The sequence below is a fragment of the Nocardia sp. NPDC005745 genome (assembly GCF_040630775.1).
Taxonomy (GTDB): Bacteria; Actinomycetota; Actinomycetes; order Mycobacteriales; family Mycobacteriaceae; genus Nocardia.
The window spans coordinates 222,952-247,482 of the sequence record NZ_JBEXYF010000002.1 but is presented as its reverse complement, the minus strand read 5'-3'; the positions used below and the strand labels follow the sequence as shown (position 1 = coordinate 247,482).

General features: G+C 66.7%; 29 protein-coding genes. 17 read left to right on the top strand and 12 right to left on the bottom strand.

What is annotated here, in order from left to right:
• Positions 1-120 precede the first annotated feature (120 nt).
• Positions 121-1,746: an acyl-CoA synthetase gene (locus ABZ420_RS04115; protein ID WP_357116874.1), complete on the bottom strand. Its 1,626-nt coding sequence runs from the start codon at positions 1,744-1,746 to the stop codon at positions 121-123.
• Between the two features lie 250 nt (positions 1,747-1,996).
• Between ABZ420_RS04115 and ABZ420_RS04110 the strand changes: the two genes are divergently transcribed.
• Positions 1,997-2,599, top strand: a complete 603-nt coding sequence (locus tag ABZ420_RS04110; protein ID WP_357116872.1) for a carboxymuconolactone decarboxylase family protein — start codon at positions 1,997-1,999, stop codon at positions 2,597-2,599.
• On the opposite strand, the gene ABZ420_RS04105 is transcribed toward ABZ420_RS04110, so the two are convergent.
• A complete protein-coding gene (locus ABZ420_RS04105; RefSeq protein ID WP_040868881.1) occupies positions 2,567-3,067 on the bottom strand; it encodes a winged helix-turn-helix domain-containing protein in 501 nt (166 codons plus the stop codon). The two genes, ABZ420_RS04110 and ABZ420_RS04105, sit on opposite strands and share 33 nt — an antisense overlap.
• Positions 3,068-3,151: 84 nt before the next feature.
• Positions 3,152-3,784 carry a hypothetical protein gene (locus ABZ420_RS04100; protein WP_357116870.1) on the bottom strand — a complete coding sequence of 211 codons (633 nt, stop codon included), beginning with the start codon at positions 3,782-3,784 and terminating at the stop codon, positions 3,152-3,154.
• A 635-nt stretch (positions 3,785-4,419) separates the two neighbouring features.
• Here ABZ420_RS04100 and ABZ420_RS04095 point away from each other — a divergent pair.
• The 3 genes from ABZ420_RS04095 (at position 4,420) to ABZ420_RS04085 (ending at position 7,079) form a co-directional block, all read left to right on the top strand.
• Entirely contained in the window at positions 4,420-5,331 is a 912-nt protein-coding gene (locus ABZ420_RS04095; RefSeq protein WP_357116868.1) for a phosphatidylinositol mannoside acyltransferase, read from the top strand.
• Positions 5,250-5,594 carry a DUF5994 family protein gene (locus ABZ420_RS04090; protein ID WP_357116985.1) on the top strand — a complete coding sequence of 115 codons (345 nt, stop codon included), beginning with the start codon at positions 5,250-5,252 and terminating at the stop codon, positions 5,592-5,594. The genes ABZ420_RS04095 and ABZ420_RS04090 overlap by 82 nt, the downstream gene beginning before the upstream one ends.
• Positions 5,595-6,371: 777 nt before the next feature.
• Positions 6,372-7,079, top strand: a complete 708-nt coding sequence (locus ABZ420_RS04085) for a hypothetical protein (protein ID WP_357116866.1) — start codon at positions 6,372-6,374, stop codon at positions 7,077-7,079.
• A 326-nt stretch (positions 7,080-7,405) separates the two neighbouring features.
• Here the strand turns inward: ABZ420_RS04085 and ABZ420_RS04080 are convergent, their stop codons facing one another.
• Together ABZ420_RS04080 and ABZ420_RS04075 are read right to left on the bottom strand one after the other, a co-directional pair.
• Positions 7,406-8,200: a PP2C family serine/threonine-protein phosphatase gene (locus tag ABZ420_RS04080; protein ID WP_357116864.1), complete on the bottom strand. Its 795-nt coding sequence runs from the start codon at positions 8,198-8,200 to the stop codon at positions 7,406-7,408.
• A gap of 5 nt (positions 8,201-8,205) precedes the next feature.
• Positions 8,206-9,042 (bottom strand): nitrogen fixation protein NifE, encoded by an 837-nt coding sequence (locus ABZ420_RS04075; RefSeq protein ID WP_063025364.1) that lies wholly within the window; start codon positions 9,040-9,042, stop codon positions 8,206-8,208.
• Between the two features lie 144 nt (positions 9,043-9,186).
• Here ABZ420_RS04075 and ABZ420_RS04070 point away from each other — a divergent pair, with 144 nt between their 5' ends.
• The 13 genes from ABZ420_RS04070 (at position 9,187) to ABZ420_RS04010 (ending at position 16,814) form a co-directional block, all read left to right on the top strand.
• Positions 9,187-9,645 (top strand): hypothetical protein, encoded by a 459-nt coding sequence (locus ABZ420_RS04070; protein WP_357116862.1) that lies wholly within the window; start codon positions 9,187-9,189, stop codon positions 9,643-9,645.
• Positions 9,642-9,890 (top strand): hypothetical protein, encoded by a 249-nt coding sequence (locus ABZ420_RS04065; RefSeq protein ID WP_357116860.1) that lies wholly within the window; start codon positions 9,642-9,644, stop codon positions 9,888-9,890. Before ABZ420_RS04070 ends, ABZ420_RS04065 begins: the two co-directional genes overlap by 4 nt.
• Positions 9,887-10,066: a hypothetical protein gene (locus tag ABZ420_RS04060; protein WP_357116858.1), complete on the top strand. Its 180-nt coding sequence runs from the start codon at positions 9,887-9,889 to the stop codon at positions 10,064-10,066. Before ABZ420_RS04065 ends, ABZ420_RS04060 begins: the two co-directional genes overlap by 4 nt.
• Positions 10,066-10,719: a DUF2637 domain-containing protein gene (locus ABZ420_RS04055; protein WP_357116856.1), complete on the top strand. Its 654-nt coding sequence runs from the start codon at positions 10,066-10,068 to the stop codon at positions 10,717-10,719. The genes ABZ420_RS04060 and ABZ420_RS04055 overlap by 1 nt, the downstream gene beginning before the upstream one ends.
• A 1-nt stretch (position 10,720) precedes the next feature.
• A complete protein-coding gene (locus ABZ420_RS04050) occupies positions 10,721-11,032 on the top strand; it encodes a hypothetical protein (RefSeq protein WP_357116854.1) in 312 nt (103 codons plus the stop codon).
• A 95-nt stretch (positions 11,033-11,127) separates the two neighbouring features.
• On the top strand, positions 11,128-12,354 hold the full coding sequence (locus ABZ420_RS04045) for a hypothetical protein (protein ID WP_357116852.1): 1,227 nt from the start codon (positions 11,128-11,130) through the stop codon (positions 12,352-12,354).
• Positions 12,351-12,680, top strand: coding sequence for a hypothetical protein (locus ABZ420_RS04040; protein WP_357116850.1), 330 nt, complete (start codon positions 12,351-12,353; stop codon positions 12,678-12,680). The genes ABZ420_RS04045 and ABZ420_RS04040 overlap by 4 nt, the downstream gene beginning before the upstream one ends.
• Positions 12,677-12,862: a hypothetical protein gene (locus ABZ420_RS04035; RefSeq protein WP_357116848.1), complete on the top strand. Its 186-nt coding sequence runs from the start codon at positions 12,677-12,679 to the stop codon at positions 12,860-12,862. Before ABZ420_RS04040 ends, ABZ420_RS04035 begins: the two co-directional genes overlap by 4 nt.
• A complete protein-coding gene (locus tag ABZ420_RS04030) occupies positions 12,859-13,017 on the top strand; it encodes a hypothetical protein (RefSeq protein WP_357116846.1) in 159 nt (52 codons plus the stop codon). The genes ABZ420_RS04035 and ABZ420_RS04030 overlap by 4 nt, the downstream gene beginning before the upstream one ends.
• Positions 13,014-13,646, top strand: coding sequence for a hypothetical protein (locus ABZ420_RS04025; protein WP_357116844.1), 633 nt, complete (start codon positions 13,014-13,016; stop codon positions 13,644-13,646). The genes ABZ420_RS04030 and ABZ420_RS04025 overlap by 4 nt, the downstream gene beginning before the upstream one ends.
• The gene (locus tag ABZ420_RS04020; protein ID WP_357116842.1) at positions 13,643-15,352 is read left to right on the top strand and encodes a replication initiator; all 1,710 of its coding nucleotides are present in this window, start codon (positions 13,643-13,645) and stop codon (positions 15,350-15,352) included. Before ABZ420_RS04025 ends, ABZ420_RS04020 begins: the two co-directional genes overlap by 4 nt.
• 11 nt (positions 15,353-15,363) lie before the next feature.
• Complete coding sequence (locus ABZ420_RS04015; RefSeq protein ID WP_280294954.1) at positions 15,364-15,549, top strand: helix-turn-helix domain-containing protein; 186 nt, start codon at positions 15,364-15,366, stop codon at positions 15,547-15,549.
• Positions 15,549-16,814 (top strand): site-specific integrase, encoded by a 1,266-nt coding sequence (locus ABZ420_RS04010; protein WP_357116840.1) that lies wholly within the window; start codon positions 15,549-15,551, stop codon positions 16,812-16,814. The genes ABZ420_RS04015 and ABZ420_RS04010 overlap by 1 nt, the downstream gene beginning before the upstream one ends.
• Positions 16,815-16,907: 93 nt before the next feature.
• Here ABZ420_RS04010 and ABZ420_RS04005 read toward each other — a convergent pair whose 3' ends face one another.
• The 7 genes from ABZ420_RS04005 to prfB all read right to left on the bottom strand — a co-directional run bounded on the left by ABZ420_RS04005 (position 16,908) and on the right by prfB (position 24,237).
• On the bottom strand, positions 16,908-18,137 hold the full coding sequence (locus tag ABZ420_RS04005) for an acyl-CoA dehydrogenase family protein (protein WP_357116838.1): 1,230 nt from the start codon (positions 18,135-18,137) through the stop codon (positions 16,908-16,910).
• 33 nt (positions 18,138-18,170) lie between these two features.
• Positions 18,171-19,562: an acyl-CoA dehydrogenase family protein gene (locus ABZ420_RS04000; RefSeq protein WP_357116836.1), complete on the bottom strand. Its 1,392-nt coding sequence runs from the start codon at positions 19,560-19,562 to the stop codon at positions 18,171-18,173.
• An 877-nt stretch (positions 19,563-20,439) separates the two neighbouring features.
• Positions 20,440-21,345 carry a permease-like cell division protein FtsX gene (ftsX, locus tag ABZ420_RS03995; RefSeq protein WP_062969379.1) on the bottom strand — a complete coding sequence of 302 codons (906 nt, stop codon included), beginning with the start codon at positions 21,343-21,345 and terminating at the stop codon, positions 20,440-20,442.
• Positions 21,345-22,034: a cell division ATP-binding protein FtsE gene (gene ftsE / locus ABZ420_RS03990; protein WP_040868868.1), complete on the bottom strand. Its 690-nt coding sequence runs from the start codon at positions 22,032-22,034 to the stop codon at positions 21,345-21,347. The genes ftsX and ftsE overlap by 1 nt, the downstream gene beginning before the upstream one ends.
• An 84-nt stretch (positions 22,035-22,118) precedes the next feature.
• The gene (locus ABZ420_RS03985; RefSeq protein ID WP_281032555.1) at positions 22,119-22,244 is read right to left on the bottom strand and encodes a hypothetical protein; all 126 of its coding nucleotides are present in this window, start codon (positions 22,242-22,244) and stop codon (positions 22,119-22,121) included.
• 16 nt (positions 22,245-22,260) lie between these two features.
• Complete coding sequence (locus ABZ420_RS03980) at positions 22,261-23,121, bottom strand: mechanosensitive ion channel family protein (protein ID WP_062969381.1); 861 nt, start codon at positions 23,119-23,121, stop codon at positions 22,261-22,263.
• Complete coding sequence (gene prfB / locus ABZ420_RS03975) at positions 23,122-24,237, bottom strand: peptide chain release factor 2 (RefSeq protein ID WP_062969587.1); 1,116 nt, start codon at positions 24,235-24,237, stop codon at positions 23,122-23,124.
• Positions 24,238-24,531: the final 294 nt, after the last annotated feature.

Here is a 24,531-nt window from a genome sequence, read left to right as displayed (position 1 = left end):
ATTTCGATACCCAGTGCTGGCGCTAACAGTAGCAAGCTCGTGTAACCGGCTGTGTCATGTATCTCAGCGGGTGCTACCCGCTGGTAGCGGGCCGGGCGGAAAAGCCCGGCCCGCTGCGGATCAGGCCTGGACCTCGTAGTCCACCAGCACGCGGCGCAGCAGCTTGCCGGTCGCGTTGCGCGGCAGGTCGTCGAGGAAGACCACCTCGCGCGGCACCTTGTACCGCGCCAGGTTGTTCTTCACGTACGCCTTGATCTCCTCGCCGTCGGGGGAGTGGCCCGGCTCGGGAACGACGAAAGCGCGCAGGCGCTTTCCGAACTCCACGTCGTCCACGCCGACCACCGCCACGTCGAAGACGTCGGGCCGCTCCAGCAGCAGGTTCTCCACCTCCTGCGGGAAGACGTTCTCGCCGCCGGACACGATCATGTCGTCGTCGCGGCCGTCCACCATGAGCAGGCCGTTCTCGTCGAAGTGGCCGACGTCGCCGCTGGACATGTAGCCGTCGATGATCTGCTTGTGCCTGCCGTCGGTGTAGCCCTCGAACGGCGCGCCGCTGCGGATGAAGATCCGCCCCGTGGTGTCGATGGCGGTGACGCGCTGGTCGTTCTCGTCGTAGAGCCGCACTTCACAGGTGATCGGCGCGCGCCCGACGGTGCCGGGCGCGAGTGCGAGATCCTCCGGATTCGCCACGGTCGCCACGGCGCACTCGGTGGAGCCGTAGAGGTTGTAGAGCACCGGGCCGAACGCCTCGGTGGCCTTGATGGTGAGTTCGGGCGACAGCGCCGAACCGGCCAGCACGATCGCCTTCAGCGAGGACGTGTCGTACTTCGCCCGGATCGCCGGATCGAGCTCGACCATCCGGTGCAGCATCGTGGGCACCGCCACCAGCATGTCGGCCTTGTGCTCGGCGACCAGGGCGAGCGTCGCCTCGGCGTCGAACCGGCGGCGCACCACCACCTTGTTGGACAGGGCCGCGCCGACCAGCCAGGTGGCCAGGCCGGTGCTGTGGAAGATCGGCGAGACGATCACCTGGGTGCCGCGCTGCGGGAACGGGATGCGATCGACCATCTGCGCGGTGGACAGCGGAGTGACCTTGGTGCGCGGCGCGCCCTTCGGCAGGCCGGTGGTGCCACTGGTCAGGATGATGAAGCCACCGGGCTTGCTCGGCGCGGGCAGCGGATCGGCGGAGTTGGCGGCGACCAGATCATCGAGGGTCTGCGCGCCCTCGGGCAGCGCGGTGCCCTCGTCGACCCAGGTGAGGTAGCGCGGCAGGTCGGTGGGCAGCGCGTCGAGCAGGCCGAGGAACTCACTGTCGTGCAGCACCGCCCTGACCTTCTCGCGCTCGCACACCTCCGCGAACTGCGGCTTGGCGAACCCGGTGTTCATCAGTGCCACGCGCACGCCGAGCTTGCCCGCGGCGGCCATGGCGATGATCAGGCCGCGGTGGTCGCGCGCGAGCAGGCCGATCACCATGCCCTCGGTGATGCCCGCCGCCTGCAAGCCGCGGGCGACGGCCGTCGACCGGTCGTCCAGTTCGCGGTAGGTCAGGGCGCCTGCCTCGTCCACGATGCCGGGCGCGTCCGGCGCCACCCGCGCGGAGTGCCTGATCAAGGTGGCCTGGGGGCCGAGGATGCGCGATTCCTTCATCGTCCGCAGCGTTTCCAGTGGCTTCCGGGGATCGGTGACACCCCGGGAGCGCAGCACACCCAGTGCCTTCACGGCCTCCAGCGTGTGGGCCAAGTTCATGTCGAATTACCTCCACAAAACCCTCGCGTCGGTCCTCGACCTAGCGAACCGGTACGGCGTGTTGACTTGCCACCGTAGCAGTGCGGAGTGTGACAGGTCACAATTGAACCGGACAAATCAGTCTCGGATCGGTGGCGTCCGCCGCTGGTAGGAGCGGTGTGCCGCCCGATTCCGGGTTTCGGCCAGTGGCTACCGGCGGGTAGCGATACCCTCGCAACGTCCCGAGCCCGCTCGAAGGGAGATGCGGCCGATGTCCGATCCGCAGGACCGCAAACCGTTCATCGACGTTCCCGGCGATCTGCCCGGCATCCGGAGTCTGTTCGCGTTCAAACCCGAAACCGGCGCGGCGCTGAGCGAGTTCGCGCAAACCTTGTTGCGTGGGTCGTCTCCGCTGACGCCGGGGGAGCGCGAGACGATCGCCGCGTACGTGTCCTCGCGCAACGAGACCTATTTCTGCACACAGTCGCACGCGGCGACGGCGGCGGTGCTGGTGGACGGCGGGCGCGACGTGATCGATGCCGTCATCGAAGACGTGGAGTCCGCCGCGATCGATCCGAAACTCCGTGCACTGCTGCGGATCGCGGACAAGGTGCGGCAGTCCGGGCTGGCGGTGACCCCCGAGGACGTCGAGCAGGCGCGCGTGGCGGGTGCGAAAGACGAGGACATCCACGACGCGGTACTGGTAGCGGCCGCGTTCTGCATGTTCAACCGCTACGTCGACGGCCTCGCCACGATCGCGCCCCGGGAACGCGCGGCCTACGAGCAGATGGGCGCGGTGCTCGCCACGGCCGGATACGTCGCCGCCGGGGCGGCGCCCGGATCAGCGCCTGGCGCTGGCGAGGGCGACCAGTAGCGGAACCACCCTGGCGGCCGGGACCTCGAACCGGCCGCGGCCCGCGGTGTGCAGCCAACCCACCGCGGCCAGCTGCCGCAGATGGTGATAGATCTGGCCGGAGTCGCCGACACCGTCCACCCCGGCGAGTTCGGCCGCGGTTCTGCGCCCGCCCATGATCTCGCGCAGCAGACGCAGCCGGACCGGGCTGCCCAGTGCGGCAAGGCATTCGGCGGTCTCGGCCCAGTCGTCCTCGATGAGGTCGCCGGTGGTGAACCTGGCCTGCCATGCGCGCTGCTGGTCGTTGGGCAGGCGGACCGACCCGGCGAAGACGACGCCGCCGTTGGGCTCGTCGGCCGCCGCGAACTCCTCCTGTAGGCGAGCCACCGCCCACTCCGCGGTGACCGGAGGAAGGCTCTCCGGCCGTACGTTCTCTTCCAGCGCGCTGAGCCGCCGCTCCAGCTCGGCGACTCGGTCTTCCAGACTCACGAATCCAAAAGTTACGGAAGTACGTATTCTCCGACAAACCGAGGGCTCCGGTCCCGCGGGCGGCGGGAGCCGGAGCCCGCGAGTTCAGTTGTAGACGGCGCCGAACGACGGGACCGAGATCGTGCCCAGCCGGTAGGCGTACCCGTCCGGGTTCTCGTCGCTCACCGGCACCGACCAGCGGTGCCACAGCGATCCGTACACCGCGGCGACGACCGGGCCCGCGCCGGTGTCCAGGGCGCGGGTGCGAATGGTGGTGTCCACCGGAACATCGTTGTGCTCGTAGAGAAGTTCGGTGCCGCTGCGTCCGTTGGCCAGGTTGACCCACAGCACTTCGAGCTTCGCGCCGCCCTGGTTCGGCGAGATGGTGCCCGGTCCGCCGAAGAACCCGAGACGGAATCCGTCGACCCCGAGGGCGATTCCCGATCCGTATACGCCGGGCCCCTCTCCTCGTCCGATATCCGACTGCGCGGGAATCTGGAACGGTTGCGCGGGCAAGGCCACCTGCTCGGCCTCGGCCGGCTGCCCGGAGGCGATCAGCCGATCCACCGCCTGCTCGGCTGCCGCGTTCCCGACGGCGGCGGCACGCAGCTGCTGCGCGGCGGCAGTCCAGTCCACCGTGGCAGGCCGCGCGGCGGCATGCCCGGCGAAGGGCGCTACCAGCACCGCGGAGGCGGCGAAGGCGGTAGCGAGGCGACGCGTAAGACTCAGTCGTTGCATAACCAGTTCTCCTCGAAGTTTTCTGGTACAGCTCGAGTGAAATACGTCCGCTGATTCGTCGATCCAGCGACTCAGGGCGATAGGCTGCCTGGTCGGTGCGCCGCCTGTCCAGGGGTGAGCGCCGAATGGCGTGATCGTGTCGTCGACTCATCGACGCAGCGGCGTGCTCGTCAGCGGGGCCGAGCGCGAGGGATCATAGGGCGCAGCGGTTTCCACGCCGCGCGAGCCTCTGCGAAACGGGTCGCCGAGGGCGTTCGGATGCCCGCTCGTGGACATCATGGCGTCAACCGATGTCGCTGCCGACCGGGGGCCTGCGGGGGCGCATGGTCGATAAACCGTTCAGTATGGTCTGGCCGAGGGTAGTGTGGGTTTCGAGGCGACCGCCGAATCCGCGGCGTTGGTGACCGTATCTGTACGGTGCGCCACCCAATCGGGCGTCATCGATCGCGAATGAGCGGAGAATCCAGAGAAATGCATCGAAGTAACCGGTCACCTTTGTTCAGCCATCCGAGTGAGCCCGCCGAGGTCGGCGCGCCTACGGCCGGCGTTCCCATGCCCGTATTCAGCGACGTCGTCGCCGCGACGCCGTCCGCGGCGACCGACGAAGCGGGACCGGTCGACTCCGGCGGCGATTAGTGCATCCCGCCGGCAGGGTTTGGGACCTGGGTTACGCCGCCGGTTGGCGGCTGGTGCGCGCCCTGCCGGAATCGCTGGCCGTCCGCCTCTTCGACGCGGGCGCCGAACGCGCGGCCCGCGACGGTGGACCGAACCAGTTGCGCCGCAATCTCTCCCGTGTCCTGGGCACCGCACCGGACGAGGTGCCGCATACGCTGGTCCGGGCGAGCCTGCGCTCCTATGCCCGGTACTGGCGCGAAGCCTTTCGGCTGCCGTCGATGGACCCGGTGCGACTGGCCGACACCATCGAATCCTCGGCGACCGGGCTGGAACACATCCACCAGGCGGTCGAACGCGGCACCGGCGCGGTGCTCGCCCTGCCGCACAGCGGTAATTGGGACCTGGCCGGAGTCTGGCTGGTGCAGCGCGTCGGCTCACCGACTGTGGTCGCGGAGCGGCTCGCGCCGGAATCATTGTTCCGGCGCTTCGTCCGTTTCCGTGAACGTCTGGGTTTCGAGATCATCCCGCTCACCGGCACCGCGACGCCGCCGTTCCCGCAGCTGCTCGCCAGGATCCGGCAGGGACGGATAGTCGGACTGCTCGGTGAACGCGACCTGTCCGGCACGGGCGTACCGGTCACTTTCTTCGGTGAGCCCGCTCGGCTGCCCGCCGGTCCGGCCCGGTTGGCGATCGACACCGGCGCGCCACTGCTCCCCGTGCACTGCTGGTTCACCCCGGACGGTTGGGGAGTCCACGTGGATCCCCCGCTCGACACCAGCCGTGGAGTAGGCGAGACCACCCAGGCGCTGGCCGATCGCTTCGCCGCCGGTATCGCCGCCCACCCCGCCGACTGGCACATGCTCCAGCCCCTCTGGACGGCCGACCTCACCGCCGCCCAGCTCGCGCGCCGGAGTGCCGCCCCGCCGGACTGAACGCCATCAGCCTCGCCCAGCGCCGCATAGATGACGACGACGGCATCCGTATCCACAGCCCGGTCACCGGCCAGCCCTCCGACACCATGCGACTGGTCGGACGCAATGGCACCAGCCTGACCCTTTTGGTGATCCCCGCCGACACCGAACCCCGGATCGCCGACCGACGCATGCGACAAGCAGCGGGACAAGCGGCCGACCGTGAATCCTCCACCGGAGCGCCGCATCGCGACATCCAAGACGGCGAGCGAACCCGATCCTGAGATGCCTCAGTCGCCGGGCAACCCCCACGCGAATCCAGCGGCGATCACGAAACAACTGACGATCGAAATGAGAACAATGCTCCACATGTGCGCGAAGAATACGGAACATCCGGTCCGGAAGCCATAGCCGCCTGATCACCAAATCTGTTCGGTGGACACGTCATTCGTATTGCTAGATGGCCTGGAAACGAAAAATCCGGTGCGAGTCCGAGAAGCTCGCACCGGATTTCGCTACCCGGATCGTCTAAGCCGGTATCACTTCAGCTCGGCGCTGGTCTTACCGAGGACGCGGCGGGCGACGATCAGCTGCTGGATCTGCTGGGTGCCTTCGAAGATGTCCAGGATCTTGCGGCCGGATACGGCTGACTTGGTGACATCTCGCGAAAACCGCTCCTGAGCTGCATGTACCGTCTCGTGGGTTCTCGCGCGTTCTGACCTGTTTTTGGTGTCCCACGGCCTGTAGACGGCCTGTAGACGGCACCACACGTTGGCCCTGCTGGGTGGTGGCCTGTACACAACGGCGGGCTGGCTGCGCCTGCCCCTATCAGCCTGCCTTTCGCGCGTAGAGGCTCCGGGGTCAAGAGTGGCGAAGCCATCACGTAGTGACGCCATAGGCGCTCTTGACGCTGGAGGGGCGCGGGAACACAATGCAGGCCACCACCCAGTAGGGCCACGCGGCCGAAGGTCGCGCCTATTTGGCGAGGACTGGTCGTACCTTCCGGCTATGGTGCAGCTGGTTGGATAGCAGGGTCGGCCCCTACGAATGGAGCGTTCGCCTTGAGTGTTGCCCCAGAGGAAAATGCCCTTCCCTTGGTGAATATTGAGGATGTCCCGCACGTCGAAGAGCTCTACAAGTTCTTGGGGATCCGTGAGGACATGACGTTTGTCGCCGAGGCGTTCGACCAGGTCGCCACCCTGATGCAGGAGGAGCCGCAACCCGATCCGAGTCAAGATGAGTCGCGAAAGGACAAGCGTTGGGTCCTGCAGCAAGCGTTGTTCTCGGCTGCGGTGATCGCCTACGCCCGATGCTTCGGCAGTGGCGTACGCGGAAAGCTGGAATCCGCTGCGCTTGATCAACTGCCTCAGAACGAGCCTGGAGCTGCTCGGCAGCTGCACAGATTTGTCTGCGACCTGCGGGACAAGCACGTCGCGCATTCTGTGAGCCCTTTCGAGGCAGTGATGGTTGGGGGGTTGTGCCACGCGGGGGAGAGCGGCCAGCAAGATCCGGTCGCGGGCGTCGGCTGGCTGACTATCAGGGGTCTACCGGCTGGTGTCGAGTTGGCGATCGGGCTTAGGGACCTTGCCCGCTGCTGGGTCAACTACCTGGAGGAGCAGATCAAGCTCGTTCAAGAGCAAGTCCTCGAAGAGCTGAAGCGCGAGGGTCCTGCCGCAATGGCCCAGCGGCCTGGCATCCAGTACACAATTCCCTCTGCCGATGCCGCAGGTATTGCCCGTCGCTTCGGGCGGGGTATCGGACCGTTCTGACAGCAGTGTTGGCTTTGGTGACCACAGCCGGTTGACTGGCACATCGCAGCACGGACTGCACTCGACTGCGGGAGGTCAGTCGGGTACGGCTGTCGGCGTGCCCAGCACTGCGAGGACGTTGAGAAAGCGGCCAGATAGGAACAGGGCACGTTCTGCCACGTCGCCAAACGCGGGGCAACGCACCGACGCGCCCGCCTGCCGCAGCTTGCGGAGGCCGGCGGTTGCGCGTCGCGGCGCGGTGCGCCGCGTAGGCGGCGCGCCAGCGCCGCCCTTGATCCTGTATGGCGAAATTCGGCAACAACTCGCACAAGCACGGGCGAAGCTAGCTAGAGGTGAATCACGGCGACCGTTTTGTCGTCGTGGCGCTTCGCGCGTGGTCGCTGCTGGCCGTGAGGGTCGTCGTCTGCTTCCCAACGATGAGCGCGGGCAAGAATCGCGGCCAGCCCGAAGGAATCTAGGCGTGCAACGTCAAGCCACGTAATACCAAGTGGCGCAAGCATCTCAGCCGCTCCATCGGTGGCAAGGGCGGCCCAACTGACTTGCGATCTTGGGTAGCTTGCAGCAAGTGCGTGAGTCGCCGCGCGGGGATCGGCCTCGGCGATCCAGTAGCCGCCATGCCGGTTGCGGCTGAGCCGTTCCTTTCTCTGTAGTTCCGCGAGGATGGCTCGATGTTCGGCGTCGTACCCTGCACCTGACTCCAGGCGGCTCCGGTAGAGCCTGGACTCAGGTAAGTCGAGCTGCGCAAGACGGTCGTCGACTACGACGTCGTACGTGCCTTCTGGCGTTCCTACGACGGCGGTCGAATCTCCGAGCACCAGAGTCTCAACGGTTTCTCGGTTGATTCGAAGCATTGCGACAGTGCTTGAAGGGGCAGAGCCAGGATGCAAGTTGAGTCGTACTGTTGTGGCCGCGATGGCGCTTGACAGGACGGATGGCAAGTCACGGTTCTCGCCCCGAAGGTGGTGGGCTAACTCCTCGCTGAGTGTGTCTACGTACGTCGCGGCGGGCACGCCATCGGCCGCGAAGCACGAGGCCCCATCAAGGACGGCGACTGAATCGTCGGTGGTGACGATTCGATCATCGCCGGACTGGGCGGGAAGTTGGGCTGCGGCAACCTGCATAACTGTCAGCCTTCGGGACGGTAGGGGCCGACAATGAGGCGGCTGCCGGTGATGGTGAAGTTTGTGTCGAAGTCCGCTTCGACAACGCCGCAGACAAATCGAAGAGACGGGTTGAACAGGGTCGCGAGATTGTGATCGAGCCAGTGCGCGACTCCGAGCGATCCGACGCTGGTGATACCAGCGATGTGGATGATCACTCGGTCTTCGTCGGCTCGGCGCGAGAAGTAGCCGATGTCGGTGAGCGTGGTCCCGTCTCGGCGGAAGGGTGATTGGTGGCGCGTACCAGTGTGCGCATCGGTGATCCACCAACCTTCTTCTGTGCGCTCGAAGTCGAGCAAAGGATCGCCTTCGAGGAGTCGCCGCGCAACAGGTGCGGACTTGGGGCCGCAGATGACCACCGTGTCGCCTTGCGGCACCTCGGCGGTGTCTGGATCGATCGCGAATCGACTAGATGCCAGCGACAGCCGTGTGAGAGTCGCTTCGAGCGCCTCCTGTGTTGCCTGATCGGAGGCGTCGAAGAAGGGGCGTTCGCGTCCTTCCTCGAAGCCGAAACGGCGAGGGATTCCGACTGCCACGGGACCGACACCGAAGAACGCCCGCTCGGGCTTCGGTGCGGTGGTGCGGATCTGGCTGATACGGCCCTTTGTGAGCCCGAGTAGTTCTGCAATCTCGGTGTAGCTCATCCCCCGCTCGCGATGCGCTTCCTCAATGGCCGCTTTGCGCAACCGCGCAAGCTCTGTGGCGCGCTGCTGGTAGACGGTCATGAGGTCGGTCGCCCTCTGTCCACGCCGGATGGGGTCCGGATCGTTCCGCACCTGGTCGAAGTCATCGGGGGTTGCCACGAGTGTGAGTTTAGAGGGTCTTGACTCGTGGGGCTGACTGACGTAGCCTGAGTTTATCCCCCCTAAACCGATCCGAGCGTTTCGCATCTATTGAGTTTAGAGGGTGTAAACGAGTCGAGCTACTACCAACGAGGAGATTGAGCAATGGCATTGAAGGACATGTGGATTCCGACCGATTTCCGTTCGGTGTTCCCGAAGGGTGTGCTGCTGCTCGGCGACATCGAGGCGCAGACCGAGTTCAGCGAGGACCGCAACGCGCCGAAGCGTCAGGCGGTCGACTACGACCGTGATGGCAATGGCTCGGGTAAGCGCCTGTGGAAGGCGACGATCATGGACCGGGCGGGCGGCAAGGCGAACCAGGCCAGTTTCGATATCACGTTTGTTGCTGACCAGATGCCGGTTCCTTCGGAGCCGGAGGTCATGGAGGGCCTGCGTCCGATCGAGCTGGAGGGGCTGCTGCTCAAGCCTCGCGTGGTCGGTAACGGCCAGTTCAAGTCGATCGGCTTCATGATCCGCGCGACGGGGATCAAGGGCGATACCTCGGGTGCGAAGCAGGCTCCGGCCGATCCGGGTGCGGCTCGTCCGACCGGTAAGGCGGCGTGATCATGTCGTTCTTCCACACCACCGTTTCCGGTTATGACGGGATCACCGCCGAGTACCACCCCGAGCGCGAATCGACATACGGCGGCGGTGTGATCCCGGCGACGGTGTTCATCGAATTGGTCGATGCGCATGCGTATTTGAGCCTGAGCATCGAGGATGCCCGCACGCTGGCCGAAGCCCTGCCGGGTGTTCTGGCCGAGCACGATGCCGTGGTGTCCGCGTCGGCGGATAAGGCAGTGGCGTGATGTTCGGCAAGCGCGAGGACCCGAAGCGGGTGAACCTGCGTTACGTGGCGGAGACCGATCAGGTGTTCGTGTCGCTGCACTCGAACTCGGTGTATCTGGCGATGACCGCTGATGAGGCGCTGGAGTTGGCGGCGGCGTTGACGGCCACCGTCACGGCGGGGCGGGTAGGCGCGTGATGGGTGCGGCGGATCAGCAGCAGTCGGGATGGCGGCGTTGGGCTCGCTGGTCCGCCGCGGTCATCAGTATCGCGGTAGCGGCGGCGGCGTTCCGGCTGTCGTTCACCACCCTGCGCGACCTCGGGGTGCTGGCACGGATTCCGGCCGAGGATGCCTGGTTGTTCCCCTTGATCGTGGACGGCACGATCCTGCTGGCCACCGCTGGGGTGCTGGCCTCGGATGAGAAGTCCGACCGCCGGTTCTTCGCCTGGGTGCTCGGTATCGGCGCGGCGGTATCGGTGGCGGGCAACAGCATTCACGCGGTCGCTTCCGGTCACCCGCTACCGGGGTGGGCGGCGGCCCTCGTCGCGGCGGTGGCACCGGTAAGCCTGCTGGCCGACACTCACGGGCTGGCTCTGTTGTTCCGCAGGGTGCACCGCGCCCCGGCTTCCGACCCGGTGCCGGTGGTCGAGCCTGCCGCGAAGCAGACAACGCCTGAGCCTGAGCCGGAACCGGTGTCCGTCCCCGAGCCCAAGCCCGAGCCGGTGCCGGTGCCTGAGCCGGTGCGGGTGGCTGAGCTTCACCCGGTGCCGTCTGCGCCGGTCCACATTCCTGTTCGTTCCTCGCGACCGCAGCAAACCATGCTGCCGATCGCTGTCCCTGTTGGGGGTTGAGATGACTGCATTTGTTCCTGCTGTGGCGGTGGGTGTGTCGGCGCTGGTGAGCGTGCTGGCCGGTGTCGGGGTGCTGGTGGACCAGACCTCTGATACTCCGGCCCCGATCGTCCCGGCCGCTGCGTCCTCCTCGGCGGTAGCCACCACAACCGAGACTCCGGCTGCTCCGGCTCCGCGCGGGTGCGTGATGTTCTGCGAGGACGCCGGTCTCGGTCGGCCGAATACCGAGAAGGCCCCGGCGTCGTCTCCGGCTCCGGAGGGGTGTCGTCTGTTCTGCGAGCTGGAGCGCGGCTCGGAAGGGTGGGGATTCTGATGAGCGTCGCGGGAACGGTCATGCTCGCTAGCGGTATGTGCACGGGGGCCTCAGCGTTCTGGTGGCTGCGGTCACTCGCCGCATTCGGTACAGGCGTGCAACCGGCTGGTGATGCCCGTGAGGTCGCTGCGGCTGCTCCGGTCGAGCTGCGCACGGCGGTGCTGGTGGTCGCTGATCTGCGGCAGCAGCAGTACATGTTCACCGCGCTGGGGCTCGGCTCGGCCGAGAGCGGTTTCCCGACGCTGGAGGACTGGGTCTACACCGACTACGGCCTGCAAATCGACTTCCTGATGATGGCCGGGCAGACCCGCAAGGACTGGGCCGGTGAGGACGCGATAGACGCGTTCGCGCAAGTGCTGGCGGTACCGAACGTGACGGTGGTTTTCCCTGATCCGGGGGTGGTTCGTCTCCAACTGCGGGTGTTCGACACGCTCGCGGACCCGACAAGGGCGTCGGGGGTCCACAACGGCGTGGACTTGGAGGCGATCCCCGTCGGCGTGCTGGAAGACGGCGGCACCTGGTATCTGGCGCTGCTGTATAGGCATCTGTTGATCGCGGGCGGCACCAACGCCGGTAAGGGCGGGTTGGTGTGGGCGATCATCGCCGGACTCGCCCCGGCCATCGCTTCGGGTCTGGTGGAGCTGTGGGTGGCGGACCCGAAGGGCGGTATGGAGTTCGGGCGCGGCAAAGCGCTGCTGACCCGCTTCGAGTACACCGATGAGGGCATCGTCGCGATGATGGCCGACGCCGAAGCCCTCATGTTGGAACGGGCCGCGCGGTGCATGGAAGCCGGTATCGAGAAGCACGTCCCGACCGTGGATGAACCGCTGATCGTGATCATTGTGGACGAGGCGGCGGCGATGACCGCCTACGCCGAACCCGACACGACCAAGAAGTTCGACCGCCATTACGGCAAGCTGCTCACCCAGGGCCGGGCGCCGGGTATCTGCGTGATCACCTGTGTGCAGGACCCGTCGAAAGACACCCTGCCGCAACGTCAGTTGATCCCGATCCGGATCGCCCTGCGTCTGGATGAGAAGACCCAGATCGGTATGGTGCACGGCGATTCGGCCCGTGAGCGGGGCGCCCGCTGCGACGAAATTCCTTACACCACACCCGGTGTCGCCTACGTGCGTGAGGACGGAACCCCGAACATCGTGCGGGCGCGTTCGTACTTCGTCTCCCGCGAGGACATCGCCGAACTGTGCGAGCGCTACGCCCCGCGCGGTCACGGCATCGACCTCGCACCCCAAGGCGACTACAGCGACTTCGACCCCGACGACCTCGGTGACGAGTCCGAAGACGGGCCGGTGGCGGCATGAAACGCGGGTTCGTGACCGAGGTTCATGTGGTCGTGTACTGCGATACCTGCGGCGACCACTACACCGAGGGCGAGAACGAAGCGATTTGCTTCGACTCCATCACCCAGGCCATCGCGTATCTGACCGTCCATTCCGCGGGCGGTGTGGGCTGGGTCTACGACGGCGACAAGGTCACCTGCGACGGCTGCCAGGCCACTAACCGGTGCGTCGAGCACGGCCACACCTTCCCCGAGTCCTGGCGCACCACGGTGTGGGCGCTGGGCAATTCCACCCGTTCCCGCACCTGCGAGGTGTGCGGCGTCCCTGAAATCGAGGCACAGCCATGAGCAACCACCGCTACGACGACAACGTCATCGACCTGCAAGCCCGCCGCCGTTGCCAGCTCGAAGCCCGTGGCCTCGATCCGGTAGCGATCGCGGTCAACCTGCTCGCCGAGACCGGGTCGGCCCCGGCCTGGGGCAGCAGCGACGACTACGACGACTACGACGGCGGGGACTGGGCGGCATGAGCAAGACCCGACCGGCCGCACCTGAAGTCAACCCGATTGTGCAAGCCGCTTCCGACCAGGTGACCAGCCGCAAGCGGCTTCCCCGCAAGGACCTTTCCGCCCCGTGCTCGGGGCACCTGTCGCTGTTCGATCCCAAGCAAGGAGACCAGTCGTGACCACGACAACCAAGAGCGGGCAGCGTGACCCGTTCGACCTGATCGGGCTGGCCGCACTCAACCTCGTGTGGTGGGCATTCATCTCGGGCGGCGTGCTTGCCCAGTGGGCGGTGCTGTTTCCGATGTTCTCCGTCCCGGTGGTCCTCGCGTGCGCGGCCGGCCTTTTCTGGGGACCGGTCGCGGCCCTCGTGGTGGTCGGGGTGTCGGCCGCGGGGATCATCCTCTGGCGGCTGCGGCGTCCGGAGATGTTCGAGCGGTGGGTGACCCGACGGGCCCGTACCCGGTTCCTGACCTGGTTCCGCTACCGCCGTCGCTGGGCGAAACTCATGACGGCTTGCCACCTGAGCATCGACCGTAACGACCGCACGTTCATCCCGCGGCTGCTGTCGGCCGACATCGGCCCGGCGACCGATCGGGTGCGGGTACGGATGCTCGACGGCCACTGCCCGGCCGACTTCGAAAACCGGGTCTCGCATCTGGCGCACGCCTTCGGCGCCCTGGACTGCCGCGCCACCATCACGGGACCCGGCACGGTGGAACTCGCCTTCCGCCGCTTGGACTCGTTGGCGGAGACGGTCATCTTGCCGCGGGTCGACCACTGGACCAAGGGGGAAGGACGAGCAGCATGACCACACCCATCAACCTCGACAACGACGGCAACGAGGCTGCTCCGGTCCGCCAGACTGCCGCTGAGCGTCGTGCACTTCCGAACTTCACCGATGTCGCCTTGGCTGCGGCGGAGAAGTTCGGGGTCTGCGTGCGGCCGGTGACCATGCGGTCGTTCGACCCGCGAACCGGCAAGGTCGAATACGTCGCCTCACCCTGCAAGTCCACCGTCGCCACGGTGTGCAAGCCGTGCGCGGACAAGGCCCGCTGGCTGCGGATGACCCAATGCCGGGAGGGCTGGCACGCCGAAGTCGAACCGGTCGAGGAAACCCGCGACCCCTCCGACACCCAAACCGAGTTGCTCACCGCTCGCGCCGATCTGGTGCAGCAATACCGACAGGCCCGCGACGACGGTGATGACGAGATGGCTGATGCCATCGGTGAAGTGGTCGGCAGTCTCGACCGCGACCTTCGAGACTCCGGGTTCCGCGGCCCCATCCCACCACTGGACCCGACCGACCGGAAGCGGCGGTCCCGCTCGACCAAGCGGCGCCAGGACGTGCCGAACTTGCCACGCAAGAAGGTCGAACGGCACACGATCGGGCGGGTGATCGGCGGCTACCGGTCCTCGATGATGGTGACGCTCACGATGCCGTCCTATGGGTCGATCAATCAGGACGGCGCGGTGGATGCGGAGGGCAAGCCGTGCTCGGATGGCTCGCCGCGTAGGCCTGACGAGTACGACTACGCGCGGGCGGCGCGCGACATCGTGTTCTTCTCCAAGCTGGTCGACCGGTGGATTCAGAACCTGCGCCGCTGCGTCGGCTACGACGTGCAGTACTTCGCCACCGTCGAGCCGCAGAAGCGGGGCGCTCCGCACCTGCACCTGCTGCTGCGCGGCGTCATCTCGCGGGAGATTCTGCGGCTGGTGACCGCGGCGACCTACCACCAAGTGTGGTGGCCGCACTTCGACCCCGACAACGAGGTGTACTCCGGGGAGAAGATGCCGGTGTGGGACTACCGGGCCATGACCTTCGTCGATCCTGATTCGGGGCAGGCGTTGACCGGATGGGATGACGCCCTCGACGTGCTGGACGCGGTGGATGATCTGGAACCGGCGTACACGGTGCGGTTCGGCGAACGCATGGACCCCGGCCACATGAAGGGCTACATCCCCGGCGACAAGGCAGACCGGGCCATCGGGTACGTGACGAAGTACCTCACCAAGTCCATCAGCGAGGTCCTGGAGACCGAGTCGACCCGGACGGCGATCCACTACGACCGACTTCATGCCGAACTCCAGCACACTCCGTGTTCGCCTCGGTGTGCGGTGTGGCTGCGGTACGGCATCGTGCCCCAGGGTGCCAGTGACAAGACGATTCCCGGCCGCTGCAAGGGCAAGGCCCACCGCCGGGACACTCTCGGCCTGCCCGGTCGCCGGGTGCTGGTGTCGCGTCGCTGGTCGGGGAAGACGCTTCCGGACCACAAAGCGGATCGGGCGGAGTTCGTTCGGCAACTGCTGGCCTCGGTCGGCATCCACAAACCCGACACCTCGCATCTGATCATCCGGCCGGTCGAACCAGGAGACCAGGCCGCCCCGCCCCGGGATCACCTGATCCTGGCCGCGATCGCCCAACGCACGAAATGGCGCGCGGAATACACCAACGCCCTGCTCGCGGCGGGAGCAGCAGCACAGCAAGAACATTCGGCAATTCAGCAAGCGGCATAGGGGAGGTAGCCATGGATCTACCGAAGGATCGACTGTGGACGGTGGAGGAAGCCGCGTACTTCCTGAACGTGCCGGTCAAGACGCTCTACCAGTGGAAGTGGCTCGGTGAGGGGCCGCCGGTCCGCAAGATCGGTCGGCACCTGCGCTACAACCCTGCGAAGCTGCGGGCGTGGGCTGACCTGGATGAGGCTGCCTGATGGGTCACGTTGATGATCGCTGGTGGCGGCCCAAGCGTGACGAAGACGGCAAGGTCATCGTCAACGGCCGCGGTAAGCCGGTGATGGAGAAGACCGAACTGTTCGGCCGTGGCCTGCGCTACCGGGTTCGCTACATCGACCCGGACGGCGTGGAACGGTCGAAGTCGTTTCCGGACCGGGAGAAGAAGCGCGCCGACGACTTCCTGATCGAGGTTGAATCCGACAAGCGGGAGGGCAAGTACATCGACCCTCGCGCGTCCCGGAAGACCTTTCGGCAACAGGCAGAAAGCTGGTATCGGGCGCAGTCGTCGGACCCGGCGACACGAGAAGCGCTGCGGAGTCGGCTCGAATCTCGCATCTATCCAGCCTTCGGCGACCTGCCGGTGGGGCGCATTCTGCCGTCCACTGTGCGCGACTGGGTGAGCGAGCTGGAGGAACGGAAGTACTCAGACAACTACATGGCTGTGCTGTTCGACATCGTCGCGGGTGTACTGGACACAGCGGTGGATGACAAGCTGATTCGGCAGAACCCGTGCAACGCCAAGACGGTGCGTCGGCCGGTGCGGCGTAGCCCGAAGGTCGTCGTGTGGGCGGATGACCGCGTGACGGCGGTGCGACGTGGACTGGGCAGCGTGGGGGAGCGGTACTCGATCGCGATCCCGGTCGGCGCGGGTCTGGGACTGCGGCAAGGAGAATTGCTTGGCCTCTCACCCGACGACATCGACCGAGAGGCCATGACGGTGCACATTCAGCGACAGGTGAAGTACGTCAAGGGCACGCTGATGTTCGCGCTCCCGAAGCGGGAGAAGACCCGCTACATTCCGCTGTCCAGTGCAGTGCTTGACGCGATCGACCAGCATATGAAGTTGTTCCCGCCGCGGCCGGTCACGCTGCCGTGGGGCTCGGCCGATGGTGATCCGGTCACGGTCCGTCTGCTGGTCGTCAACGAGCGAGGCGGCGCGATGAGCGGGGATCTGTTCACCAAGATCGTGTGGAAACCGGCGTTCGGCAAAGCGGGATTGGACTACCAGAATCGGGCCGACGGGATGCACTCCGGGCTTCGGCACCTGTATGCGTCCAAGTTGCTCTCGCGCGGGGTGTCGGTCAAGGAGCTGGCTGACTACCTCGGGCACGAGGATCCTGGATTCACTCTCCGGGTCTACACGCATCTGCTTCCGTCCAGTCATGAGCGTGCCCGTCAGGCCGTGGATGAGGCGGCCCGAATCTGGGAGCTTTCCGGCGATGACGGCCTACAGGCGGCCTGAGCGAGCGGTAGACCGATGAGCCGAACGTCGGACACGAAAAAACCGGTGCGAGTTGATGAGCGGACTCGCACCGGTTTTCCGTTGTCTACCAGCCTATTTCAGCTCGGCGCTGGTCTTGCCCAGGATGCGGCGGGCCACGATGAGCTGCTGGATCTGCTGGGTTCCTTCGAAGATGTCCAGGATCTTCGAGTCACGGCCCCACTTCTCCAGCAGGGTGCGCTGGGAGTAGCCGATGGCCCCGGCCAGTTCGACGGCTTTCAAGGTGACGTCGGTGCCGGTGCGGCCCGCCTTCGCCTTGGACATGGACGCCTCGAGCGAGTTGGGCTTCTTGTTGTCGGCCATCCACGCGGCACGCAGGGCGAGCAGGTAGGCGGCCTCGTAATCGGCTTCCATCCGCAGGAATTCGGCGGCGGCGGCGTTCTGGTTGTTGGCCGGGGTGTCGTAGGAGATCTCCACACCGGCGCCGGTCAGAATCGAGCGCAGCTCTTCGAGCGCGGCGCGGGCGACGCCGATCGCCATCGCGGCGACGAGCGGACGGGTGTTGTCGAAGGTCTGCATGACCCCGGCAAAACCCTTCTCCACGTTGACTTCCGGGCTACCGAGGATGTTGTCCTTCGGAATCCGGCAGTCCTGCAACAGGAGCACGGCGGTGTCGGAGGCCTTGATGCCGAGCTTGTGCTCGAGCCGGGCCACCGAGAGGCCGGGAGCGTCGCGCGGCACGACGAACGACTTGATCGCCGCGCGTCCGAGGCTCTTGTCCACCGTCGCCCAGACCACGATGTGGGTCGAGCGCTGGCCCGCGGTGACGAAGATCTTCTCGCCGTTGAGCACCCACTCGTCGCCGTCGAGCACGGCGGTGGTGGACACGGCGGCGGAGTCGGAGCCGAACGACGGCTCGGTGATCGCCATCGAGGCCCACACCTTGCCGAAGCGCTTCAACTGCTCGTCGGTGGCCACGGCGGCGATGGCCGCGTTGCCCAGGCCCTGGTAGGGGATCGACAGCATGAGGCCGACGTCGCCCCACGAGGTCTCCAGCGCGTTCAGCAGCGCGGACATGTTGCCGCCGTTGGTGTTGCCGAGCAGCTCGGTGGCGTGACGGTCGGTGTCGCTGTCGTCGGAACGGCCACCGGCGGCGCCGCCGATCTTCTGGGTGCCGGAGTCGGCCAGACCCTCGACCATGGCGGCCATGGTGTCCAGCTCGACCGGGTAGTCGTGCTCGGCGAGGTCGTACTTGCGCGAGATCGGGCGGAAGATCTCCTGCGCGACCTGGTGCGCCTGGTTCGCGCTGGCCCGCAGCTTCTTGGGGAGTTCGAGATTGATCATGGGTGAGGTCTCCTGGAAAACGGAACGGGCCGGTTAGATGAGCACGACACCTTCGGCGATGCCGATGGCCCGCAGGTCGCGGTACCAGCGCTCGACCGGGTGTTCCTTGGTGAAGCCATGACCGCCGAGCAGCTGCACGCCGTCGAGGCCGATCTGCATGCCCTTGTCGGTGGCGAGCTTGCGGGCCAGCGCCGCCTCGCGGCCGAAGGACAGGCCCTGCTCCGCGCGCGAAGCGCCGCGCAGCGTCACCAGCCGCAGGCCGTCGAGCTCGATGGCGATGTTGGCGACCATGAACGCGACCGCCTGACGGTGCGAGATCGGCTCGCCGAACGCTTCGCGCTCGTTCACGTACGGGATCACGTAGTCCAGCACGGCCTTACCGGTGCCCGCGGCGAGCGAAGCCCAGCCGAGGCGGGCCAGGCGCACGGCGTCGGCGTACTCCTCGGCGCGGGCCGCGGCGTCACCATCGCCCAGGATGGCGTCGGTGCCGACCGCGACATTGTCCAGGATCAGGCGGCCCAGGCCCGCGGCGCGCAGACCCATGCTCGGGTCGGCCTCCACCACCAGGCCCGGCGCGTCCGACTCGACGATGAACAGTGCGGGACGGCCGTCCAGCTCCGCGGCGACGAGGAACAGCTCGGCATCGGCCGCGGCGGGCACCAGGCTCTTCACGCCCGAGATGCGATAGCCGCTCGGCGAGCGCACCGCCTTGGTGTCCAGGGCGAACGGATCGAACAGGGCGCGCGGCTCGCTGATCACCACGGAGGCCTGCGGCACGTTCTCACCGGTGAAGGACGGCAGGTAGGTCTTCTGCTGCGCGTCGCTGCCCCACTGCGAGAGCGCGACCGCGACGCCGCTGGGCGCCAGGATGGGCAGGGCCAGACCCATGTCGCCGTGCGCGAGCGCCTCGGCGACCAGCGAGTTGGTCACCGCACCGCGCTCGGAGGCCGCACCCTCGAGTTCCTCGGGCACGTTGATCAGGGTGATGCCGAGTTCGGCGGCGCGCTCGAGCAGGTCGCGGGGCGCCTTGGCGGCGTTGTCGGCCTCGTAGGCGGCCGGGCGCAGGATCTCGGCGGCGAACTCCCGCACCGTCTCGACGATCATCTGCTGTTCGTCCGACGGCGTCAGGTCGAAGAAGTCCTTGTTTTTCGCCTCGTTGGTGGCCAGGCGCTTCGGCGCGCCACTGCCCGCCACCCTGGCGAACGCGCGGGTCGCCGCGCCGAGTGTGCGGAAGCCGGTCTTGGTGCCCTCATAGGTGACGCGCTCGATCGGCTTGCGCAGGTTGTATTTTTCGGCGAGTTCCGACCCGGTGAGAGTCGTCATGACCCGCATCGCCGCGCCCATCCAATCCCGCTTGGGTTGGGTCAGGCCGACCGCGGACGTGTCTGGACGTCGCTTCGTTGCGCTGTCTCGAGTGCTCATCATCACCTGTTTTCTCGGACGGTTTGGTGCGGTCTGTCTCCGGCTATCTTACTCCAGAGTAAGGCTATCTTACTGCTGAGTAAGAACGGCGTCGAGAGGCAGCATACGCGGGGAATTCGGGCCTTGCTGGACAAGTGCCCAGAGCTGGGCAGTCGGCGATTGGACACCGTCCGCACCGGGGGCGGCACCACGCCTGCCAGGGCGATGAGCTGCGCTTTCCGGCCTGCTGGAGAAGCTGCCGGGCAGAACAGTCGAAGCGGCCGCCGCCGATTCGCCCCGTTCCAAGGCGAAAGCGGCGATCGATCCTGATTCGTTATCCGTTCCGGTGGGTTTCCAACTGCCCGCGTCATGGGGGATCCGCGCGGGGCGAGCGATCGCGAGTTCCGCGGGATGACAGGTGGGCGGGCCGACTGTTGCGGCTACCGACCGGACCACCGGAGGTTCGGGGGCCGGTGTAGCGCAGTACGTACGACCCCTGGCCGGGTGAGGTGGCGGCCTGTTCGAGCGGCAGGTCGCGTCCTCACTGCACTCCGGAGACGTGTCGATCTTCGACTGAGCCAGGCCGGACAACGTGCAGCCGGAGCCGATCACGGTCGGCATCTGGCGCGAGCTTCCCGAGGAGTTCCGCCGCTTGGTGGAGGTGGTGAACGGAGCCGCCGTCCGTTGCGCATCGCCGACTCGGGCACACCGGGAAGCCGCTCACCGGCTACGGACAATGCTGGAAGCCGCGGCCCGTGAACACATGGCGGGGGATTCGTCGGCGTATCTGGACGTCAAGGAAGATGTCGAGGTTGTGCTCTGGGATGTGCCCCAGGCGGCGATACGACGGGAAGGCCCGGCCCGGACGAGCCGGTGGCGCGGCGGCCACCGGCTCCGGCGCTCACTCGCGCACGTAGTAGCGCAGCGTCGCGTAGGCCGTGATCGCCGCGAAGACGATGCCGACCGGGGCGATGACCAGCGCGGTCATCGCGATGTCGTCGCCGGTGATGCGGGGGAAGACCTTGCTGGCGAACAGGTCGCCGAGGGCGCGGTCGATCACCAGCGGGCGGGCGATGAGCAGACCCAGCACCGCGAGCACCGAGCCGGCCAGCGCGGCGACCATGGCCTCGAGCAGGAACGGCAACTGGGTGTACCAGCGGGTCGCCCCGACCAATCGCATGATGCCGACCTCGGTGCGCCGGGTGAACGCGGCGATCTGCACCATGTTGGCGATCAGCATCACCGCGGCCAGCGCTTGCAGCACGGCCAGACCGAAGGCCGCGTTGCGCAACCCGTCGAACAGGCTGACCAGCCGGTCCACGATGTCCTTGTCGTTGCGCACCATGCCGACGCCGGGGCGATCGTAGAACTTCTCGTAGATCGTGGGGTAGAGCTCCGCGTCCTCCATTTTCACCCGCAGTGACGCGGGCAGCGGAGTCTCGCTGACGTATTTGGCCAGCTCGGGCTGGTCCTTGAAGGTCTTCTCCTTGGCCTCGCGGACGGCCTCCTCCCGATTGAGGAACTGGACCGACTCCACGCCGCCGGTGGCCTTCAGATCCGCCATGAGCGACCGGCACGGGTCCTGCGAGCAGTCCGGGTCGTTGGCCGAGACGTCCTCGGTGAGGTACAGCCGCACCTCCAGCCGGTCCAGGAAGTACTGCTCGGTCTTGTCCGCGATGCGCACCGCGAGCAGACCGCCGCCGAGCATGGTGAGCGAGACCGCCGTGGTCAGGATCATCGCGATGGTCATCGTGACGTTGCGGCGCAGGCCCGCGAAGACCTCGCCGAACAGGAAGCTCGCGCGCATTACCGGCCCACCCCGTACACGCCCGTGGCCTCGTCTCGCACCAAGCGTCCGTGGTCGAGCTCGACCACCCGCCTGCGCATCGCGTCGACGATGTGGTTGTCGTGGGTGGCCATCACCACCGTGGTGCCGACGCGGTTGATCCGCTCCAGCAGCATCATGATGTCGGCGCTGGTGTCGGGATCGAGATTGCCGGTCGGTTCGTCGGCCAGCAGGACCAGCGGCCGGTTAACGAACGCCCGCGCGATCGCGACGCGCTGCTGTTCACCGCCGGAGAGCTCGGTCGGCAGCCGGTCGGCCTTGCCGCCGAGCCCCACCATGTCGAGCACCTCGGGAACGGTGCGGTCGATGAACTGGCGCCGCTTGCCGATCACCTCCAGCGCGAACGCGACGTTCTGGTACACCGTCTTCTGCTGCAGCAGCCGGAAGTCCTGGAACACGCACCCGATGCGCTGGCGCAACTTGGGCACCTTGCGGCCGGGTAACCGGTCGACCCGGAAATCGGCGACTCTGATCTCGCCCGCCGTCGGCGCCTCCTCCTTCAGCAGCAATCGCATGAAGGTCGATTTGCCCGAGCCGGACGGTCCGATGATGAAGACGAACTCGCCCTTGCCCACATCGACGGTGATGTCGTCCAGCGCGGGTCGCGTCGAGGTCTTGTACGACTTGGTCACGTTCCGCATGGTGATCACGGGGAGCCAGTGTAACCAGCAACCGGTCGCGGCCTGCGTCGTCAACCATGGGTGACAGCGTGGCGGCGGGCCGTCGCGCTCGGCTCAGCGGCCCGGCGGTTCCGTGATCACCGCTGCTGGAACAGCGTTGACCAGGGTGGCCGGAGGGGTGGTGGTTTCGTCGGGTTTGACGAAGACGTACAGCACGAACGTGGCGACCCAGGTTGCCATCAGGATCGCCGTGGATCTACGTGGTCTCACTGATTCCCTCCCGGCGCAGCGCCGCGGCGACTCGCACCCGCAGCTCGCGTCCGACTTCGAACTGTTTGCCCGGCAACGTCCGGGCAACCATTCGGATGTTCATCTGGTCGACGGTGAGGTCTTCCACACCCATGACGGTGGGCTCGTCGAGCAGCAACGGCTTCAGACGAGCGTCTTCGTACGCCTTTGTACCGACCTCGTGCAGGATCTCGTTGACCCTGGTGATGTCAGCGCTGGCGGCCACCGGCACGTCGATCGCGGCGCGTGCCCAGTCCTTCGACAGGTTCGTGACCTTCACGATCTGGCCGTTGGGCACCGTGATCACTTCACCGTCGGCGTTGCGCAACGTGGTGATCCGCAGCGTGACGTCCTCGACCGTACCTTCCGCCTGCTCCGCGGCTCCAGTCACCGCGATGCGGACCACATCGCCGAACCCGTACTGCCGCTCGGTGATCAGGAAGAATCCGGCGAGGATGTCCTGCACGATGCGCTGGGCGCCGAAACCGAGCGCGGCACCGAGCACCGCGGCGGGCGCGACCAATCCGGTGACGGCGAAGCCGAGCCGCCGCAGCACCTCCATGGTGATCAGCACGTAGACGATGGTCAGCACGACCCAGGTGATCACCTGGGCCAGCGCGTGCCGATGCTTGGCCGCCTCGGTGCGCACCAGGGCGTCGCTGCTGTGGAATCCGGCGTCGATCCGGCGGGTGACCCGGTCCCTCAGGTAGGTGGCGAACCGGCTGAACAGGATGGCACCGAGGATGAGCAGCACGATCTCCAGGCCCGCGCCGCGTAGCCACGTGGTGAAACCGGTGGAAGCGATCGCCTGGATGCCCGCGACATTCATCTAGCTTGCCTGCTCTCGCATTCGCCAGCGGATACCCGACTCGATGAACCCGTCGATGTCGCCGTCGAGCACCGCCGACGGATTGTTGACCTCGTAGTTCGTCCGCAGGTCCTTGACCATCTGGTAGGGGTGCAGCACGTAGGAGCGCATCTGATTGCCCCAGGACGCACCCTCGTTGGTCTTCAGCGCGTCCATCTCGGCGCGCTCTTCCTGCCGCTTGCGCTCCAGGAGCTTGGCCTGTAGCACGCGCATGGCCGAGATCTTGTTCTGCAGCTGCGATTTCTCGTTCTGGCAGGTGACCACGATGCCGGTGGGCAGGTGGGTGATGCGGACCGCGGAGTCGGTGGTGTTGACGCTCTGGCCACCCGGGCCCGACGAGCGGTACACGTCGACGCGGATCTCCGTCTCCGGCACCTCGATGTGGTCGGTGGTCTCGACCACGGGGAGCACCTCGACCTCGGCGAAGGAGGTCTGGCGGCGACCCTGGTTGTCGAACGGGCTGATCCGAACCAGCCGGTGGGTGCCCATCTCCACCGACAGCGTGCCGTAGGCATAGGGCGTCTTCACCGCGAAGGTGGCGCTCTTGATGCCCGCTTCCTCGGCGTAGGAGGTGTCGTAGACCTCGACCCCGTACTTGTGCCGGTCGGCCCAACGGATGTACATGCGCATCAGCATCTCGGCCCAGTCGGCCGCGTCCACGCCACCGGCGCCGGAGCGGATGTTCACCAGCGCGTCGCGCTTGTCGTACTCGCCCGACAGCAGCGTGCGGACCTCCATCGCCTCGACGTCGCTGTGCAGCGCGACCCGCTCGGCGTCGGCCTCGGCGAGCGCGCTGGTCCTGGCCTCGCCCTCTTCCTCCTCGGCCAGTTCGTAGAGCACCGGCAGATCGTCGAGCCGCTGACGCAGCTCCTCCACCCGGCGCAGTTCGCCCTGGGCGTGCGACAGTTCACTGGTGACCTGCTGGGCGTGGTCCTGGTCGTTCCACAGGTCGGGGTCGGCGGCCTGATGCTCGAGCTCGTCGATACGACGGCGCAGCTCGTCGATGTCGAGGACCGATTCGACCGTCTTCAGGGTGGCGTCGAGTTCGGCGAGATCAGCGGAAACGTCAGGATGCACGATCGTCAAGCCTAGCTGCCCCTCTGTGACGGCAGCACACGAGTGCGCGCGGGATGGCCGGGGACGGCGTCGCCGGGGGTGGGCGCCGTCGTGCGCGGGCCGGCCGGTCGGGTCGCCGCGACGTCACACGCACGTTCCCGGCTCCCCGCGGGACGGGTGCGCTGTGCCGGACGCCTCATGGGTTTCCACCCTAAACGGCGACCGCGCTTGGCGCAGTTGGTGATTGGAATTCGTGGGGTTGATGACCGTTCTGTCGCGCGGTGAGATGCCGTTGCGGCCGATCGTTCGTCTTGT